Annotated in this window: 19 protein-coding genes; 8 read left to right on the top strand and 11 right to left on the bottom strand. The window is 41.8% G+C overall.

What is annotated here, in order from left to right; translation table 11 throughout:
- The first annotated feature begins 109 nt into the window (after positions 1 to 109).
- Together NFS34_RS07740 and barA are read left to right on the top strand one after the other, a co-directional pair.
- Positions 110 to 1141, top strand: a complete 1032-nt coding sequence (locus NFS34_RS07740) for a hypothetical protein (protein WP_251359361.1) — start codon at positions 110 to 112, stop codon at positions 1139 to 1141.
- Complete coding sequence (barA, locus tag NFS34_RS07735; protein WP_251359360.1) at positions 1138 to 3990, top strand: two-component sensor histidine kinase BarA; 2853 nt, start codon at positions 1138 to 1140, stop codon at positions 3988 to 3990. The genes NFS34_RS07740 and barA overlap by 4 nt, the downstream gene beginning before the upstream one ends.
- A gap of 23 nt (positions 3991 to 4013) precedes the next feature.
- On the opposite strand, the gene mtaB is transcribed toward barA, so the two are convergent.
- Both mtaB and NFS34_RS07725 read right to left on the bottom strand, forming a co-directional pair.
- Entirely contained in the window at positions 4014 to 5375 is a 1362-nt protein-coding gene (gene mtaB, locus NFS34_RS07730) for a tRNA (N(6)-L-threonylcarbamoyladenosine(37)-C(2))-methylthiotransferase MtaB (RefSeq protein ID WP_251359359.1), read from the bottom strand.
- A 186-nt stretch (positions 5376 to 5561) separates the two neighbouring features.
- On the bottom strand, positions 5562 to 6398 hold the full coding sequence (locus tag NFS34_RS07725) for a mechanosensitive ion channel family protein (RefSeq protein WP_251359358.1): 837 nt from the start codon (positions 6396 to 6398) through the stop codon (positions 5562 to 5564).
- A gap of 155 nt (positions 6399 to 6553) precedes the next feature.
- Between NFS34_RS07725 and NFS34_RS07720 the strand changes: the two genes are divergently transcribed.
- A complete protein-coding gene (locus tag NFS34_RS07720) occupies positions 6554 to 6955 on the top strand; it encodes a hypothetical protein (protein ID WP_251359357.1) in 402 nt (133 codons plus the stop codon).
- 2 nt (positions 6956 to 6957) lie between these two features.
- On the opposite strand, the gene recJ is transcribed toward NFS34_RS07720, so the two are convergent.
- Positions 6958 to 8697: a single-stranded-DNA-specific exonuclease RecJ gene (recJ, locus tag NFS34_RS07715; protein WP_251359356.1), complete on the bottom strand. Its 1740-nt coding sequence runs from the start codon at positions 8695 to 8697 to the stop codon at positions 6958 to 6960.
- Between the two features lie 135 nt (positions 8698 to 8832).
- Here recJ and NFS34_RS07710 point away from each other — a divergent pair, with 135 nt between their 5' ends.
- A complete protein-coding gene (locus NFS34_RS07710; protein ID WP_251359355.1) occupies positions 8833 to 9201 on the top strand; it encodes an Mth938-like domain-containing protein in 369 nt (122 codons plus the stop codon).
- A 12-nt stretch (positions 9202 to 9213) separates the two neighbouring features.
- Here NFS34_RS07710 and NFS34_RS07705 read toward each other — a convergent pair whose 3' ends face one another.
- The 8 genes from NFS34_RS07705 to NFS34_RS07670 all read right to left on the bottom strand — a co-directional run bounded on the left by NFS34_RS07705 (position 9214) and on the right by NFS34_RS07670 (position 15090).
- Positions 9214 to 9993 carry a thioredoxin fold domain-containing protein gene (locus tag NFS34_RS07705; protein WP_251359354.1) on the bottom strand — a complete coding sequence of 260 codons (780 nt, stop codon included), beginning with the start codon at positions 9991 to 9993 and terminating at the stop codon, positions 9214 to 9216.
- Between the two features lie 264 nt (positions 9994 to 10257).
- Complete coding sequence (xerD, locus tag NFS34_RS07700) at positions 10258 to 11133, bottom strand: site-specific tyrosine recombinase XerD (RefSeq protein ID WP_309296428.1); 876 nt, start codon at positions 11131 to 11133, stop codon at positions 10258 to 10260.
- A gap of 130 nt (positions 11134 to 11263) precedes the next feature.
- Positions 11264 to 12316, bottom strand: a complete 1053-nt coding sequence (locus NFS34_RS07695) for an SRPBCC family protein (RefSeq protein WP_251359352.1) — start codon at positions 12314 to 12316, stop codon at positions 11264 to 11266.
- Positions 12317 to 12471: 155 nt separating this feature from the next.
- Positions 12472 to 12825, bottom strand: a complete 354-nt coding sequence (rplS, locus tag NFS34_RS07690) for a 50S ribosomal protein L19 (RefSeq protein ID WP_285834474.1) — start codon at positions 12823 to 12825, stop codon at positions 12472 to 12474.
- Positions 12826 to 12896: 71 nt separating this feature from the next.
- Positions 12897 to 13652, bottom strand: coding sequence for a tRNA (guanosine(37)-N1)-methyltransferase TrmD (gene trmD / locus NFS34_RS07685; RefSeq protein WP_251359351.1), 756 nt, complete (start codon positions 13650 to 13652; stop codon positions 12897 to 12899).
- Positions 13653 to 13663: 11 nt separating this feature from the next.
- Positions 13664 to 14188 (bottom strand): ribosome maturation factor RimM, encoded by a 525-nt coding sequence (gene rimM, locus NFS34_RS07680; protein ID WP_251359350.1) that lies wholly within the window; start codon positions 14186 to 14188, stop codon positions 13664 to 13666.
- Positions 14189 to 14219: 31 nt separating this feature from the next.
- Positions 14220 to 14465 carry a 30S ribosomal protein S16 gene (gene rpsP / locus NFS34_RS07675; protein WP_251359349.1) on the bottom strand — a complete coding sequence of 82 codons (246 nt, stop codon included), beginning with the start codon at positions 14463 to 14465 and terminating at the stop codon, positions 14220 to 14222.
- Positions 14466 to 14607: 142 nt separating this feature from the next.
- Positions 14608 to 15090, bottom strand: a complete 483-nt coding sequence (locus tag NFS34_RS07670) for a hypothetical protein (RefSeq protein ID WP_251359348.1) — start codon at positions 15088 to 15090, stop codon at positions 14608 to 14610.
- 217 nt (positions 15091 to 15307) lie between these two features.
- Here NFS34_RS07670 and NFS34_RS07665 point away from each other — a divergent pair, with 217 nt between their 5' ends.
- The 4 genes from NFS34_RS07665 (at position 15308) to NFS34_RS07650 (ending at position 17561) form a co-directional block, all read left to right on the top strand.
- Entirely contained in the window at positions 15308 to 15643 is a 336-nt protein-coding gene (locus NFS34_RS07665) for a PQQ-binding-like beta-propeller repeat protein (protein WP_251359347.1), read from the top strand.
- A 164-nt stretch (positions 15644 to 15807) separates the two neighbouring features.
- The gene (locus NFS34_RS07660; RefSeq protein ID WP_251359346.1) at positions 15808 to 16500 is read left to right on the top strand and encodes a hypothetical protein; all 693 of its coding nucleotides are present in this window, start codon (positions 15808 to 15810) and stop codon (positions 16498 to 16500) included.
- A 138-nt stretch (positions 16501 to 16638) separates the two neighbouring features.
- A complete protein-coding gene (locus tag NFS34_RS07655; RefSeq protein WP_285834458.1) occupies positions 16639 to 16947 on the top strand; it encodes an EthD family reductase in 309 nt (102 codons plus the stop codon).
- Positions 16948 to 17051: 104 nt separating this feature from the next.
- The gene (locus NFS34_RS07650; RefSeq protein WP_251359344.1) at positions 17052 to 17561 is read left to right on the top strand and encodes a hypothetical protein; all 510 of its coding nucleotides are present in this window, start codon (positions 17052 to 17054) and stop codon (positions 17559 to 17561) included.
- The last annotated feature ends 16 nt before the right edge of the window (positions 17562 to 17577 follow it).

The following is a 17577-nucleotide window of genomic DNA, read 5'->3' as shown; positions in this document are numbered from 1 at the left end:
TAAAGTGTTTGGCCTAAATTTCGGCTTGCACCGCTTGCTTAGGCAGGGTAGATTTATTTTTAATCTATTATAGCGGCATTTTAACTTTCTGCTTGGAAAACTCACCATTGTGAATATAGAGCAACTTAAAGCAATTCATTTTCGCGCAACGATAAAACCTTTCGGGGTATTAGTGGCAGGTTTGTTGATGTTTAATAGTTTAATGCTTGCTGCCAGTGAAGATCTCCCTAGTTTAGACAATACGGTTACAAAAAGCGTTTCGCTGCTGTGGATTGCACCTTATCAAAAGCCAGAGCGAGCACCTATTTATCAGGCGTTTAAAAGCATTTTAAACTCAGACTCGCAACTGGCCCTTAACTTCGAGATACGCTATCAGCCCTTTGTTATAGGGCAAGACTTAAGCAGCCAGCTTAACTCAAGCTACGACTTCATCATTACCGCTGGTGACCACGCTTGGCTTAGCCTTAAAGATACTTCTGTCTCTGCTAAAAAAATTGGGTTAATGCTTTCCGAGCCATTATTTAGAGAGCTCACGATACAAAATCCTGAACAAGTCTATGCCATTAGCAGTCAGCAGCCTGCACAGCGCTTTTTTGCCTTGATCCAAGCAATGAACTTTTATCAAACTCAAACCGCATCTTTTTTTACCAAACAACAAATAGAACAAAAGTTACTATTTGAAAATACCGCAAGAACTTTCGATGTGCCTTTTATGGCTATGGAGCACAGCAGCAAAACCAGTATTTTAGAAGCCAGTAATAGCATCGATGCATGCTGCCGAGTATTGTTGGTCAAAAGCCAAGATTTCGGTGCTTCTTTAGCCAAACAGAAAGCTTTGATGATGAACAGTTATAAAAACAAAATTATCGTGATTGGTGATAGTCGAACCCTCTTAAAACAAGGAGCAATGGTAGTATTATTCAGCCAGCCTCACCAAATCGGTCAACAAGCTGCCGAAATGGTACGCGACATTCTAACCAAGAAAAATCTTAAGCCGTTTCAAGAGCCGAATAATTTTATGATAGACTCGAATAATTACATCAGCCAACTGATGGGTTACGACAAGGAATCAGTGGGTTCTTTGACCAGAAAAACAAAATTGATCGAAAATATCTATTCGACTAAGGATCAAGATTTATGAGCAACTGGGGAATCAGCCCTCGTATATTAACGCTAGCGTTGGCGCCAACAATTTTAGTTGCTTTGTTGATGAGTGTCTTCTTTATTAATAGCTATTCTAATAAAGTTGATGACTCTTTGATGCAAAGAGGAAAAACCATTGCTAGCCAACTAGCGATGACCGGCGAGTATGATATTGTCAGCCTTAATTACGAAAACTTGGTGAATATCAGTCGCATCGCTCAAGATAATGACAAGGATTTAGTTGCCGTTACCTTCTACGATCATAACCGTCGCATAATTTCTTCAACTGGCAGTCGAGAATACTTACAAGCCATGTCGCTGGAGCTGTTATCACAAACAAAAAGTGATACCAACAATCCCAACAAGTTCCGCATGGTCACCACCCACCCATTAAGCAACGGTACGGTTTTTTACGCTCCGATTGTCTCTAGCATTAAAGAAATAGGAACCCCATGGGACAGCAAACAAAGCCATGCTCAAAAATCCAATCTATTGGGCTATGTGGCAATCTATTTAACCAAGGAATTTTCCCTAGTCGCAAAATATAAAGCGCTGTTTGCTAGTTTAATGATCGGTTTGCTTGGTATTGTTATCGGCGGTTTTTTAGGGCGAAAAATGGCAGCCAGCGTTACCGAGCCGATTAATGCGATTGTTGGCGGGGTTAATAAAATTAAAGAGGGCCATTTAGATACACGCATAGCTGCTGACACTTTTGCCGAATTAAGCACTCTCGAAAAAGGCATCAACTCCATGGCCGAACACATGGAGCATAACCAAGAAGAACTGCAATTAGCCGTTCAACAAGCCACCGCCGATTTGCAAGAAACGCTAGAAACACTAGAGGTAAACAATCTGGAACTTGACTTAGCGCGCAAACAAGCGGTCGAAGCAAGCCGTATTAAAACCGAATTCCTCGCCAACATGGGTCACGAGATTCGAACTCCGATGAATGGCGTAATTGGTTTTACCGACTTATTACTGAAAACCGAACTAACCAATAAGCAAAAAGATTTCCTTTTTGACATTAAACGTTCTGCGGTAAACCTTTTATCAATTATTGACGACGTCTTGGATTATTCCAAAATCGAAGCGGGCAAAATGTCACTCGAGCGCTACCCATTCAGTCTGCGCGAATGTGTAGATGATGTCTTTAGTATGCTAGGACCAAACGCTAATAAAAAAGGATTGGAGCTGGTCTCTTTAATTTATTCGGATATACCCCACTCTTTGCTTGGCGATCCGGTTCGCATTAAGCAAATTATTACCAACCTTATTAATAATGCGATTAAGTTTACCAAGTCCGGTAGTGTCGAGTTGCACGCAGAAATTGAATCGGAAACGAATCAAGGTGTGAAACTAAAAATTCAGGTCAAAGATACCGGCATTGGCCTAAACCCTGAACAGCAAAACGCATTATTTAGAGCCTTTAGTCAAGCAGACGCTAGCACTAAGCGCGTCTTTGGTGGAACCGGGCTTGGCTTAGTTATTTCAAAATCGCTGGTTGAAAAAATGGGTGGCGAAATTAATGTTAGCAGTATCGAAGGCCAAGGATCTAATTTCTGGTTTACCTTAGACTGTGAGCGTTCTGAAACTGATGACTCGGAGCATTTAACTTCTGATATTTTGGCAAATAAATCTGCGCTTATTTTTGACCCCCATCCCTCTACTCGCTTATCACTGACCCAGATGCTTGAAGATATGAAAATGGTAGTGAATAGTTTTGAAGTGATGGAAGACTTGTCAACAGAATTAGATCTCTATCGACAAAGCGGTAAAGACGTTGAGGTTATTGTGGTTGGCGCTTCTAGTTTCAAACGACGCCATGAACAACTTCAATATCTGTGCAATCAAGCCGCAGCGCTAAACTGCCCAGTCATTAGCTTTAGCACCTCAACCGATATTGAAGAGCTCGAAGAGTTACAAACCCTTGGGGTTACGCGCACCTTACGCAAGCCGGTGACTCATCACAACCTGAGCAATGCTTTATTAGAAGTATTAAAACCCGAAACCTTAGAAGATCTTAATCAGACACTCGCTGCCAACCAAGTGCAAAAATTATTTAAAAAAGCTTATGTGTTAGCCGTCGATGATAATGCAGCAAACTTACGCTTGGTTACTATTTTATTGGAAGGTTTAGGGGTTAAAGTTGATACTGCTGAAAGCGGCGTCCAGGCAGTTTCTTTAGCAAAAACCAAACTTTACGATGCCATCTTTATGGATATTCAAATGCCTGAAATGGATGGACTCGAAGCCAGTAAAACCATTCGTTCCAATAAGACTAATGAAAATACCCCGATTATCGCGCTTACCGCCCATGCCATGGCGAATGAAAAAGAGCAGTTGCTCAGTTCAGGTATGGACGACTATATGACCAAACCAGTATCCGAAAAAGATTTAGCCACAAGCTTATTGAAATGGCTAGGTTCTAGCGACGAAGCTGGTGATAATACCAGTGGCGGTAATTTATCGGAGCTAAGCACCAATACTGATGAGCATGAAACCACTTTAGATTGGGAGTTGAGTTTGAAGCTGGCCAACAATAATCTTGAATTAGCCACTGATATGCTAAAGTTGTTTGTTGATACTAACTTTGAAACCAGTAAAAGCATTCATGCCGCATATCAAGCACAAGAGTTTGAAACCCTGCTGACTCATGTGCATAAGCTTCATGGCGCCAGCTGCTACTTAGGAACCCCGAAACTAAAACGTATCAGCTCACAATATGAAACTAAACTCAAAAAGCAAAAGTATAATCAACTCGAAGACATTCACTCTGAGTTACTCAACGAAATTAACCGTGTCAATATCGAAGCGAAAAGCTACATCCAAGAATCTGCTGCTGGCTAAATTTAATCGCTTATTGCAATAGCTTATAATTGAGTGATTAGGATAGGTTCTTGCTTTGGCTTGTGGACACTCGGCGGGTAATGGCTTAGTTGCTCCGCTGATATTTTGCCTACCAATTGATTATCCTTGCTTACGGCAATTAATTCTGTTTCAAGCACCGCTCGCTCTATTGCGTAGCCTGGCTCAAGATCCACAAAAACCTTATGATAATTTGGCGTATAGCCGAAGAATCGCTGCATACCATTATCTAACATTTGGCTTGAGCTTTCCCACAACACCGAAGCCGTCGTGCCTAATTGCGCCTCAAGTTGTTGCTGTTTAATTTTTGTAGCCAGTTGATGCAGTTGACGACTACGCAATTTTTTAGTTTCTTTTTCGATTTTATTCGGCAACCGAACAGCTTTAGTTCCCTCACGATCAGAGTAACTGAAAATATGCATATGACCAAAAGGTTGGGTTTCAACAAAATCCAAGGTCTGCTGAAACTCCTCTTCCGTTTCCCCCGGAAAACCAACGATCACATCGGTGGTAACGTTAAAACTGGGTACATAGCGACGCGCATCATTAACCAGCTCAGCAAAAGCACTGGTACGGCAACGACGAGACATTCGTTTTAACACTGAATCGGCACCACTTTGGATCGGCAAGTGCATATGCGGCATTAAGCGCGGATTTTTAAATAGCTCGAAAAAACCTTCCCCTAAATCCCAAGGTTCAACCGAAGCGAATCGTATTCTAGGAATTTGAGTTTGAGTTAAAATAGACTCCACAAGTTGGTACAAGCTCGAGTTAATGTCGGAACCATATCCGCCAACATGCACTCCCGCTAACACTATTTCTTGAACTCCATCCTTATGAAGCTGATTAACCTCATCAATCAGCTCATCAAGGCTACGACTGCGTTCTTCGCCACGTGCCACGGTCACAATGCAATAAGTACAACGATAGCGACAACCATCTTGGATTTTCATAAAAGCTCTATCGCGATTACGACTAAACAAAGCCGCTTCCCCAGGTTCGGTGGCAAACTCAGGCATCACAGGGACGGCTAAGACTTCCTGAACTTTATCTACCAAAGCTTCTTTATCATGATTATCGATCACCAAATCAACGCCCATGATTTTTTCCAATTCTTGCGGTTCCAACGAAGCATAACAGCCCGTCACCACCATCCGCGCATTGGGATTAATTCGGTGATACTTACGGATCATCTGACGCGATTTTCGTGCCGCTTCAGCAGTCACCGCACAGGTATTGAAGACTATCAGGTTGGCCTTATCTACTTGATTTGATAGAGAATAGCCGATGCGCTGAAAGGATTGCGCCCAGTTTTGTAACTCTGCCTCGTTAAGACGACAACCCAGTGAGCTAAGATGGACCTGCATAGTTGGAATAAACCTTTAAGTGATAAACCTTAATAATGAAAGTCAAGACGACTAACCAAAAGTAAGCCGGCGATTATAGCGACAAATGCTCAAACTTTCACCACTAATTATTAGTTGCAACTACTTTAATCACAGTTAAAAGGGATAAAAAAAGCGCCATTTAGGCGCTTTTTTTCAAACTCAGTGTTAATCTACTTTATGTAGATGCACATCCGTTTGCGGGTAAGGAATTGATATGTTGTTAGCATCTAAAGCCTTTTTAATGGCTTCCAAGTTATCGAAATAGATCCCCCAATAATTAGATACTTCAGACCAAACTCGCAAGGTAAAATTCACTGAACTATCAGCTAACTCTGACACCGCGATAAAAGGTGCTGGATCTTGATGTACTCGTTTATCCTGCGTGATCACTCCCATAATCACCTCTTTTGCACGATCAATATCATCGTCATAACCGATACCAATAGTAAAATCTATTCGACGCGAGCCTTCTTTGCTGTAGTTCACAATAGAGTTGGTTGAAATTGGCGAGTTTGGAATGATAATGGTTTTGTTATCCGGTGTTAGCAATACCGTATTAAAGATTTGAATTTCTTCGACTTTACCCACATGGCCTTGGGCTTCAATCACATCACCGACTTTGTATGGACGGAAAATCAACAGCATTACACCGCCAGCAAAGTTTTGTAAGGTTCCGGATAGCGCCATACCTATTGCTAAGCCCGCACCACCTAAAATAGCAACAAAAGAGGTCATTTGAACCCCTAACATGCTTATCACGGTAACTATCAACAGGACTTTTAAGATCATTCCCGTTAGGCTGACCAAAAAGCGCTCTAAGGTTTCATCAAAGTCTTTTCTTTTGAAAAGACGTTTCATGGCGCCCGTGATCATACGGATCACCATTAAGCCCACAATAAAGACTATAATCGCCATTGCTAATTTAGGCGCATACTGCTTGGCAAGATTTAAGCCTTGCTCTGCCATGCTTCCTAATTGTTCAGTATCAACAGGTAAACTCATTCGATTTCTCCAAAATTAAAAACCCACAGATTGTAAGTTTTTGAAAAATAACAAGCAAACAACTTTTTCGCAGTTTTACAGTATTTTAAACTGTCACTTATTGTTTGCGCATGGCTCATGCTATGATAATTCAATATTTACCATTAGGAGCTGATATGAAACTGCTACTACCCCTATCAATCATCAGTTTGCTTATGCTTACTGCTTGTGCCAGCGTGCCGCCTGCTGATGTGGATGCTAAACTGACTGCATGGCAAGGCCAAAGCATCAATACCCTGATCCAAGCGTGGGGCGTACCAACTCAAGAACGCGAAATTAACGGGATCAAGTATGCCGAATGGAATGCACGCGAAGTTTCTCAGCGGCCGTCGGTGAACGTTGGTGTTGGCGGCTATGGTAGCCACGTTTTTGGTAGTATTGGCACCACTATTTTCGGTGGACGCAAAGAAACTAACTGCCTAGTACAAGTTGGCTATAACCAAGAAGGAACCGTGATTTCCTCAAATTGGAGCGGCGATACGGACACTTGCGATGCCGCAATCCCTGAAAAACTATAACCCTAATCGAGTCGCTCTAGGTATTGAATGATCAGCTGCAGTTGCGGCTGTTGATAATAGTCGTTTACATCCAATTGATAAACCGCGCGGATCTTCCGCGCTTTTTGTTGCCACTGCGCCACCTCAACTCGAAAAGCTATCGCTTGCAACACCGCTTCACTATCGTCAGCGTTTAAATCTTGTGGCGGCTTTAAAGCGAGCTTAAGGTGATTTTCCCCAACAATTCTTTGCGTTAAAACCTCAAACTCACCACTAAATATCGGCTCGGGAAAACCCTGCCCAAAAGGCGCCAATACATTCAGCTGCTCAATAGTCGCCAATTGTAGCTGCTCGGGACTTAGGCTGCCATCCGTTTCGATTTCGTTACCAATGGCGTCGCCCTGCAACAGTTGGGTAACCACAGACTCAAAATATTGACAAAACCGTTCGAAATCTTCGCTTTTAATGGAAAGTCCTGCAGCCATGGCATGGCCGCCAAACTTTGTAATAAGTCCTGGCTGCTGGCTATCCAACAAAGCTAACGCATCGCGAATATGTAATTCTTTAACTGAGCGTGCTGAACCCTTTAAATTTTTCTCATCTTCATTAGCAAACACAATACAAGGGCGATTAACTTTCTCTTTAATGCGCGAGGCCAACAAACCCACTACTCCTTGGTGCCAATGGGCTTGATACAAACACAAACTATTGGCATCAAAATTTTCAAAGCTTTGCTCAGCAAGAATAGCCATAGCTTCATCTTGCATTTCTTGCTCCACTTGCTGCCGATCGGAATTGAGTTGATGCAAAATTTGCGCATATTCGCGCGCCTGCTTTTCATCACTAGCAAGTAAACACTCAATCCCTAAGCTCATATCATCCAAACGACCAGCGGCGTTAATTCTTGGTCCCACCGCGAAACCTAAATCGGTACTTTTAACTTTTGCTAGATTCTTTTTGGTTAAATTCAACAGCTGTAATATTCCAGGTCGAGCTTTAGCTGCCCGCATCAAGCGCAGGCCATGATGCACTAGAATTCGGTTGTTATAATCCAATGCCACTAAATCTGCGACCGTACCCAACGCCACTAAATCAAGATAATGGCTTAGATTCGGTTCGGTAATTTTTTCTTGCTCAAACCAGTTTTTATCACGCAAATAACTGCGTAGCGCCAACAAAAGGTAAAACATAACCCCCACTCCAGCGAGATTTTTACTAGCAAACTTATCATCGGGTTGGTTGGGGTTAACAATCGCATCCGCTTGCGGTAACTCATCGCCAGCCAAATGATGGTCGGTAATGACAACCTTAATGCCGTACTCTTTGGCCTTGTGAACCCCTTGGATACTGGAAATACCATTATCCACGGTTACGATCAGATCCGGCTGCTGGGTTTTAGCAAGCTCCACCAACTCTGGCGATAAGCCATAGCCATAGTCAAATCGATTCGGAACTAAATAGTCGATATGTTTAGCGCCAAAAGCTTTTAATACCAAGATCCCTAGCGCACTGCTAGTGGCACCATCGGCATCAAAATCACCTACTATCAATATTTTTTGTTGTTGCTCAATCGCTTCTGCCAATAACTGACAAGCCTTATCAATATCCTTCAGTTCAGTAAAGGGCTGTAAATTAGCTAAGCTATAATCCAATTCTTTTTTACTGGCGATCCCGCGACTCAGCAAAATTCTATCAATTAAATTTTCAGCATTAAGTTCGCTCGAATCAATTTGCGCTTGGCGCGATACAATCATTTTCTTCATAGTTATTTATTATTTAGGCTTATTCATCTAGCCGCTCAGCTTGGCCAGCAGCCGCTAGAAATCACGGCGCTTTTTAAATTTTCAATTCTTGCTATTATGGACAAACTTGTTAGCAGAAACCACCATTAAGAACTCATGGAAATATCACTTGATGCGCCAAGCGGTAAATACCAAATACAATCTTACGAATCAGGGCGTATTATTATCAATCAAACCCCTTATCAAGGTTGCATTTTGCTTTCACCAGACCAACTAGAAACCTTAGACTCTATCCAAAAAGTAACTGACATTAGCCAGCAACAGCTTAAAGAATGGCGACTTCTAGATCATGAAGTAGTGATATTAGGAACCGGAAAAACTTTAGAATTTCCCGACTGGGGACTGCTAGAAGCGGCGCAGTTGATTGGGCGTCCGTTAGAAGTGATGGCAACGGACGCGGCTTGCCGAACCTTCACCATCCTGGCCAGCGAAGGTCGTAAGGTTTTAGCACTATTGTTAATCTAAATAAATTTGAAATTATTTTGCAGCTTGTTTAACCGCTTTCATGCTATCCAAATTTTGCGCTAATATTTCTGCCGGTTGATAGCCACCGATCAAATTACCGTTTTCCAATACAATGCTTGGAGTTCCGCCTAGGCCAAATTTGCGTACCAGTCTCATGTGTTCAGCGATAGGGTTTTCACAAGAAGCTTTACTAAATTTTTGTTTAAGCTTGGCGTTGGTCATAGCCGTTTGACGATCTTTAGAACACCAGATCCCTTCTAGTTTTTTCGCTGCGGAAGATTGTAATCCGGCTCGCGGAAAGGCTAGGTAGCGAATGGTGATACCACGATCTAAATAGTCCTGACGTTCTTTGTGTAACTTACGGCAATAACCGCAATCGATGTCAGTAAACACCGTAATCACGTGCTTTTCATTAGGCGCTTTAAATATCACCATGTCCTTATCGTTTAACTTAGCAATATCTTCTTTGCGCATGGGCGATTTCAAATTGTTCCACGCCGTGGTCTGTTCACGATTGAGGTTTTTGCGCTGCTCCATATCAATCGCCGTACCCTGAATAAAGTAGCGACCATCTTTGGTGATGTAGATCAAATCGCCATCAGCTTCCGCCGCAAAAAAACCTGGTAATTGACTGTCGTTGATTAACGTAATATTTAAACTAGGAAAACGTTGCTTCATCAAAGACTTAACTTCATCAGCAGATAACTCACCCGCCTGCACCTTACCCGCAATTAGAGTCAATACCAACACACTGATGCTCACCATTACAGAAGCTATTTTCTTATAGGACATTACTTTTATCATTCAATTACAACCGTTTACCAATTATACATTAGAGCCTTAATAGGCGTTTTTACGAAGCCTTTTATCTAGGCGCTATTACTTAATACTAGTTACTAGAATCGCGAAACGCCGATTTGTTTCAGCTAAAACGCCATTATTTCGTTGATGGGGGCTATTTTACGCCCATTCCAGCCAAAAGAGCCTCACTTTACAAATATTTACAAGCTAGAACAAGCGCTAATTAGGCTTAAAATGCTAGCCATAACTTAGCTTTTAACCGCGCGGATGATGTTGCGAATGCAGCTGCTTTAAGCGCTCCTTGGCTACATGGGTATAAATCTGAGTGGTGGATAGGTCACTGTGCCCCAATAACATCTGTAGGGTTCTTAGATCGGCGCCATGGTTTAACAAATGAGTCGCAAACGCATGGCGCAGTATGTGCGGAGAAATTTTATCGCGAATACCAATTTGTTGCGCATAATATTTAATTCGATGCCAAAAGGTCTGGCGCGTCATCATCTTGCCCCGCTTACTCAAAAACAACGGATCCAATTGCTGCGATTTCGCCAATTCTGAACGTGCTTGCCGAATATAGTGACTAATAGCCTCTATCGCTTGCTCGCCTAGCGGCACTAAACGCTCCTTATCACCCTTGCCGATAACTCTTAACACTCCTTGTTGCAAATTCACCTGATTAAGCTCCAAGCCTATCAACTCGCTCACCCGCAAGCCGCTCGAATACAAAACTTCTAACATAGCTTTGTCGCGCAAGCCCATAACCGAATCCAAGTCGGGTTGCTCAAGAAGTGACTCCACATCTTGTTCGCTTAACGACTTGGGGATTGGCGGCTGAACTTTGGGGCTATCAATATTGAGCGTGGGATCACTTTTAATCAGGTGATTCTGTAGCAAATGGCGATAAAATTTACGCGATGATGATAAAAAACGCGCCGTTGAGCGGTTGTTGTATGCCTGCTGATAGCGGAACTGTAAATAATCTTGCAAATCAATGATGTCCACATCCAGTAATCGCTTCTTGCGCTTTGCTAACCAGTCAGCAAACACCTTTAAATCGGTTCGATAGCTGGCTAAGGTTGCTGACGAGAGTCCTTGCTCCATCCACACTTGATCACAAAACTGCTCAACAATAGCTAAATTGGCTTGGTTAGCCTGATTGTGTTGGTTATCTTGGTTCAAAGACTTAAAAACTCATTCCACTGGGAAAGCTTATCATAACAAAAAAGGAGGCATCAGCCTCCTTTTGTAAAAACTGTCGTGATTATTGGATAGGAAAATACAAGCGGGTAATCAGCTCTTCTTCGGCAGTATTAGCCGGATCGGAAATGTATTGCTCCCACATGTTACCGTTGGGTAGAAGATTATTTTCGGCTACATATTGTGCCAGTTGCTTGTAGGATTCGGTCATTTCCATATAAGGGCCAATATGAACTAATTTGACGGCTTTGCCGGCGTAAGTGCGCTTAAATTGAATCTCGCTGCCCTCATCCACTTCAACCGCATAATCCACAGGCAAAGCCGCTTCGAAAGCCCAAAAACCTTCTTCAGGGCTGCCGCCAGTAGTGATAGCCAGTGGTGCACCGGCAAAGTTTAATTGCTTTTCCGCCATGAAAGCGACTAGTTTCCCGTAGGACTCGGCCAGCGCTTGCGAGATTTTATCGCCATCCATCTCCGATCTATTCGCCATGTAAATAATCGCATTGGGCTCAACCGTGACGATATGCGGTCCCTTTGGGATCTCTGGCGTAACTACTTCCATAACCTCTTCTTTGACCGCTGCTACTGGCTCTGGCAAAGCTTCCACTTTGGCCTTTAAATTATTCAGTCCTTTAGCATACATATCGCCCACAAAAGAATCCATCATTAAGCCCAAATACTTCTCGATCGGGCCATTTAGACCAGTATGAAAGCGCCAAGTGATTTTTGTACCTTTGGCCGCAGACTCCAAGTGATAGCTAGCGGTTGCTGGCGGCTGACCATCGAACACTAATTTAAGTTTAATGTCACTGTAAGGATTCGATTCGATAACCTCTTGTGTGCCTTTGCCAGTTTTTTCGCCATCCCAAGTCAAGGCTCCGCCAACACCAACCTCAGGCCCACTAAATTCATAGGTTGCACTAGGATCCATCTCAAACCAAGGCGACCATTGATTAAAATTTTTCGTGGTATTCAAATAATTAAACAAGGTCTCTTGCGAGCTGTTAATCACTATCGAGCGCTCCACCTGCGCGGTCTTTGGTAAAAAAAAGCTGATCACAAACAGTAATCCAATAAAGATCGCTAAGGATATGAGTAGACGTCTTAAAATGGCCATGATATTTCCAAATAAAGGCTTTAAAAACAATAAGCTAGCATATTTTATGAATGATGTTAACCGCGCGATTTGTTAAATGCGATCCAGCCAGACACAAAAAAAGCAGCTCGAAAGCTGCCTTTTTATTAAGAAAATCAAACAATTGTAATTTAGAATTACGATTTGTTGTCCAATTTCTCTTTGATACGTGCAGAACGGCCAGAACGCTCACGCAAGTAGTAGATTTTCGCTTGACGAACATCACCACGACGCTTAACCGTAATACTGTCAACCAATGGGCTGTAAGTTTGGAATGTACGCTCAACGCCTACACCCGAAGAAATTTTACGTACTGTGAATGCAGAATTAAGACCACGGTTACGCTTCGCAATTACCACGCCTTCATAGGCCTGTAAACGCTCACGGTTACCTTCTTTTACCTTAACCTGTACAACAACAGTGTCACCAGCACCGAAAGTCGGTACTTCTTTAGTCATTTGTTCAGCTTCTAACTGATCGATAATGTTCATGGCTGTGCTCCTCACTTGAGCTCTACTTTTCAATAGAATAAAAACTAATAATAGGATGAATTAAGCAATGACTACTCCAATTCATCGATAAATTCTTGCAACAAAGTTTGCTGTTCTTCGTTTAATTCAACGTCTTCCAACAAATCTTTGCGTCTTACCCAAGTCCTGCCCAGAGATTGCTTCAGCCTCCAGCGACGAATTTTCTCGTGGTCACCAGTTAGCAATATGTTTGGAACCTGTTTGCCCTCAAAACTCTCAGGGCGCGTATAGTGCGGATGATCTAACAAAGCTATCCCATCGCCACTAAACGAATCCTCAACCGCCGATTGCTCATGCCCGAGCACCTCAGGCATTACGCGAACAACCGCGTCGATCACGGCCATTGCCGCAACTTCCCCTCCACTAAGAACAAAATCTCCTAACGATATTTCTTGGTCGATTTCCGACTCAATCACTCGCTCATCAATTCCTTCATAGCGCCCTGCTACTAATAGCAGGTTTGGCTTACTAGCCAATTCCTGAACCAGCTTCTGATCTAGCTTTTTACCTTGCGGCGAAAGGTAGACTTTATGTACTGGTTCGCCATCTATTGCCAATTTCGAATCAGCAAATCGAATCGCTTGGGTTAATGGCTCGGTCATCATCAACATGCCTGGCCCGCCCCCATAAGGTCGATCATCCACCGTGCGGTGTTTATCACTGGTAAAGTCTCTGGGATTAGTTACCTCAAATCCAACCTTACCTTTTTGGATAGCTCTACCTACCACACCTTGCTCAGTTACCACATCAAACATCTGCGGAAACAAGCTGATCACATGAATATTCATCTGAAGCAGCCTTAAATGTAGTCGGCTTGCCAATCAACCGTGATTAATTTCGCGGCTAAATCTACCTTAATAACACTGTGTTCTAATACAAATGGGATCAGAATTTCTTCTTCTCCGGCAGCTTTCACCACCAACACATCATTTGCACCAGTTTCCATCAGACTCTTAACCGTGCCAAAGTCTTCACCTTGCAAGTTAACCACTGACAGCCCCACTAGATCGCGCCAATAATAATCGTCGCCCCCTAACTGAGGAAGTTGTGACTCGTCAATCGCCAGTTCGTTACCGTGGTAACTCTCCGCCAAATTTCGATCATCACAACCTTTAATGTGAGCAACCACAGTTTTGCCCTGCTCACGCCCATTGGTGATGTCCAGCGGTAGCCATTGGCCTTTCACCTTCATATACCAAGGGTTGTAGGAAAGAATGTTTTCCTTCGGATCGGTATAGGAATACACCTTAACCCACCCTTTAATGCCATAAGCGCCGTTAATTTTGCCCACCACTAAAGGTTTGAAATTTTCCGGCAATGACACTGGTTCTTCTCTAAACTAAAAAGAACTAAAATTATGCAGCTGCGTTATCTTTCAACAACTTAGCAACACGAGCGCTTGGTTGTGCGCCTTGGCCAACCCAATGCTCAACACGATCGTTATCAACGCGTAAACGCTCTTCTTGACCGCGAGCAACAGGGTTAAAGAAGCCCACACGCTCAATAAAACGGCCATCACGCTTCATACGTTGATCAGCAACTACTAAGTGGTAAAAAGGGCGTTTTTTAGAACCGCCACGAGCTAAACGAATGACTACCATCGTTTAAATCCTCTGTTTTAAAGTACAAAAAAACCCTGAAAACGCCGTATTACGAGGTTTTCAAAGGCTTACAAATTTTTAAGAGCGCGAATTTTACATGAAAACGCAGAGTTTTGGAAATGCTTTTAGCCTATTTTTTGTATTATCTTATGAGCATCGCAGCTATATATTGCAACGGCTTATAGGCAAGCGCTAACACAATTATTAATTGCATAACATGGATTCCGGAACGGTTAACGGGTTTCCAGCGATTCCATTCAATTATAATGACGCCTATGACGCCAATAATTGCACAAAGCATACCCCACATACCTAGCGGAACACCAGAAATTGAACCTCCGCCTTTAGCTTGTAAAGCTATGACAGTAAAAAAACCAATCCCTAGCAATATCAATACATTAGCAACGATTACAGGCGTTAAACCCTTATGCTTTGTGCCTACTTCTATTTTAGGGAGAATCCCTTTTTTCCATATCCAAAATGCAATTAATAAAATTATCGGTAGCCATCTAATTCCTTGAATAATCAAATACATAGTATTTGAAGAAATATTTAAATCTTTACCCCGAAAGATAAAGAGGTAGAGTAATTCTTGAATTACATTGAAAGGAGATAATATTGGCAAAAAGCCGACAAACAAAAAAGAAAGATGAAGTAATTACTATTTTCCCAAAGGCTTCCTCTGAAATTATTATCCATTTTGTATCCTTATTTATTATTTATATCCAACGTAAGATTAGCAAACTGTTACAGTTTTTCACAGAACTAAATACCCAGAAATGCTAAATTAATTTTTATAAATCAAATAATTAGTATAAATCAGCACCTAGTAAGGAGAACCCATGAATCACGTTTATATCGGCATGGCTGGTCATATCACCTGTATTGATAAATCCACTGGCAACGAAGTTTGGCGCACCAAAATCAAAAAAGGTAGCTCATTAACCAACCTGATTAGGGAAGGCAACCAAATCATCGCTTATTCTGGCGGTCATTTATTCGCCCTAAACGCCCTAACAGGTGAAATCCAATGGGAAAACGAACTCAAAGGCCTAGGCTACAGCTACTGCATTATCGCCGGCTCTGAGCAAACCACTGGCGCATCCGCCAGCGCCGCCTCAGCTCAACAAACCGCCTCTGCGGCAGGAGCTGCTGCCGCTACTACAAGTACAAGTTAGTAATACTTTTATCATTTGCAAAATCAAAATATTGATTGTTTCGGCTAAGACTTCGCACATTAAGATTAAGGAGCAATACTTTTTAGCTATCGAAAATCAAATTGTAACCTTTTATTGTTAAATCCAGTCAGTTTTGTAGGCACTAGATCAAAAAGGAAGTTACTATGACTAAAAACACCCTACTCATTGCTTTATTCACATTAATTACAATATTTCACCCTCCTCTTGAAGCCAAAAAAAAATTCTACGTGCCTAATGACGATGATGTTCAATTAGTTGAAAAACTCTATAAAGAAAAAAAGTACAGCGAAGCTTTCCCAATATACCAAAAGCTTGCGAAAGCAGGTGATAAATACGCTCAATATAAACTTTCTTTAATGTACTTATTGGGACAAGGTGCTGATGTTAACTTTGAGAAGTCCTATTCTTGGGCATTTGTTGCTAAAGAATCAAAAGAAAAGCATGTAGTGGCGCTTTTTAATAAGTTAGACAAAGCAATGCTGGACGAAAATCGCAGTCAATATGAAGACTCTGCCATCAATCTGTATATGCGATACAATGATTTAGAAGTGTCGGAGCGAGCTTTGAAGGCTCTAAAAAAAGAATTTCCGAACTGTACCGGTAGTCGCCTCAAGAGTATTGGTGCTTGCAGAAATATCCGCGTGATGTGTAAGGGCTATTTTGGCGATGGCGGAGCGCAACGTTATTTATTTATGCCTGACTCTTGTGAAGATTTTTTGGTTAAAATTCACCCTGACAATTTAAAAGCTCTAAAGAATGTTATCCATAAAATGGAATTGAGAATTCAAGAACTTAAAATGAAACGCGGCGTTGTCGCTATAAAAAGAAAATCGTAGCCTTTATAGTTTGAGTTCAAGCTAAGCAGACGATTCGAAAACAATTCAGCTTTGTCTAGCAGTTCGCATTATCAGTGAAACTTTATGATTTCTTGAGCTGTCAAAGCGGTACATTTTTAATTAAGAGAGACGGCTTCTATGATTAAAGTATCGGTTATGTATCCGAACAGCTCTGAAGCAACATTCGATGTGAATTACTATCTAGAAAAACATATGCCCATGGTTAGCGATTTACTTGGAGAAAGCTTGAAAGACTCCTCGGTAGATCTCGGTATTACCAGCGGCGAAAACGGTGAGCCGCCTATATATGTTGCTATTGCCCATATGTCTTTTGACTCAGTGGATGCATTCAAACAATCTTTTGGCGCAAATTTAGAACAAATTCAGGGTGATACGGTTAATTTCACCGACATTACCCCTGAAGTACAAATAAGCGAGATACGCTGAAGCCTGCTACCACCGCAGCTCAACAAACTGTTGTCGCAGTTGTTGTTGCAACAACAACTGCGACAACATAAAATGTTAATAATTAGTCACTATTGTGCATTTGAATGTTAACTAAATCGTTAATGCTAATTTTTACTCTCTTAGGGATTTCTGGAGTTACAGCATCTGAAGCTAATAGAATTGCCTATGCCGAAACTATTTTAGAATATGGAAACTCAATCGGGCAGATAAAGCATAGGTTTGGTCCACCACAACGTTCATCTACAAAAGCCTTAGCGGTTCGTTATAACCAAACCAAATCTGAGTTATTAACTTTAATCTATCCATCTTTGAGCATAACTGTATGGAAAGGTGAGTTCGACGATAACTCTAGCAGAGAGCTTTTAACTAATGTAACTTTCGATAGTTGCCGCTCTATTCAAATAACACCATGCTTTATCGGTCACACCTCTGAAGAATTAATTAATTATTTTGGAAAACCTAACTCAGAATTTAGCTCCAAAACATCTTTTATCTATATGATTGCTTTTGGCGATGGTGGCTTCGCGCCCATAAAATTTGAACTTAAGAATAGTATTGTAAAAAGTGCAAGTATAGAAAGTTACGTTGATTGATATGTTTATAAAAAAT

Origin of the sequence: Kangiella sp. TOML190, from assembly GCF_023706045.1 — a bacterium.
Classification (GTDB): domain Bacteria; phylum Pseudomonadota; class Gammaproteobacteria; order Enterobacterales; family Kangiellaceae; genus Kangiella.
The sequence above is the reverse complement of the archived record's forward strand: the minus strand, read 5'-3'. Positions and strand labels throughout refer to the sequence as shown.

What these genes read in the sequence shown, in the direction of transcription:
- NFS34_RS07660 (WP_251359346.1), top strand. Translation starts at nt 15,808, where the DNA reads ATGACTAAAAACACCCTACTCATTGCTTTATTCACATTAATTACAATA.
- recJ (WP_251359356.1), bottom strand. Translation starts at nt 8,697, where the DNA reads ATGAAGAAAATGATTGTATCGCGCCAAGCGCAAATTGATTCGAGCGAA.
- NFS34_RS07720 (WP_251359357.1), top strand. Translation starts at nt 6,554, where the DNA reads ATGAAACTGCTACTACCCCTATCAATCATCAGTTTGCTTATGCTTACT.
- NFS34_RS07665 (WP_251359347.1), top strand. Translation starts at nt 15,308, where the DNA reads ATGAATCACGTTTATATCGGCATGGCTGGTCATATCACCTGTATTGAT.
- rpsP (WP_251359349.1), bottom strand. Translation starts at nt 14,465, where the DNA reads ATGGTAGTCATTCGTTTAGCTCGTGGCGGTTCTAAAAAACGCCCTTTT.
- NFS34_RS07710 (WP_251359355.1), top strand. Translation starts at nt 8,833, where the DNA reads ATGGAAATATCACTTGATGCGCCAAGCGGTAAATACCAAATACAATCT.
- NFS34_RS07650 (WP_251359344.1), top strand. Translation starts at nt 17,052, where the DNA reads ATGTTAACTAAATCGTTAATGCTAATTTTTACTCTCTTAGGGATTTCT.
- NFS34_RS07655 (WP_285834458.1), top strand. Translation starts at nt 16,639, where the DNA reads ATGATTAAAGTATCGGTTATGTATCCGAACAGCTCTGAAGCAACATTC.
- NFS34_RS07725 (WP_251359358.1), bottom strand. Translation starts at nt 6,398, where the DNA reads ATGAGTTTACCTGTTGATACTGAACAATTAGGAAGCATGGCAGAGCAA.
- rplS (WP_285834474.1), bottom strand. Translation starts at nt 12,825, where the DNA reads ATGAACATTATCGATCAGTTAGAAGCTGAACAAATGACTAAAGAAGTA.
- mtaB (WP_251359359.1), bottom strand. Translation starts at nt 5,375, where the DNA reads ATGCAGGTCCATCTTAGCTCACTGGGTTGTCGTCTTAACGAGGCAGAG.
- NFS34_RS07705 (WP_251359354.1), bottom strand. Translation starts at nt 9,993, where the DNA reads ATGTCCTATAAGAAAATAGCTTCTGTAATGGTGAGCATCAGTGTGTTG.
- trmD (WP_251359351.1), bottom strand. Translation starts at nt 13,652, where the DNA reads ATGAATATTCATGTGATCAGCTTGTTTCCGCAGATGTTTGATGTGGTA.
- NFS34_RS07695 (WP_251359352.1), bottom strand. Translation starts at nt 12,316, where the DNA reads ATGGCCATTTTAAGACGTCTACTCATATCCTTAGCGATCTTTATTGGA.
- barA (WP_251359360.1), top strand. Translation starts at nt 1,138, where the DNA reads ATGAGCAACTGGGGAATCAGCCCTCGTATATTAACGCTAGCGTTGGCG.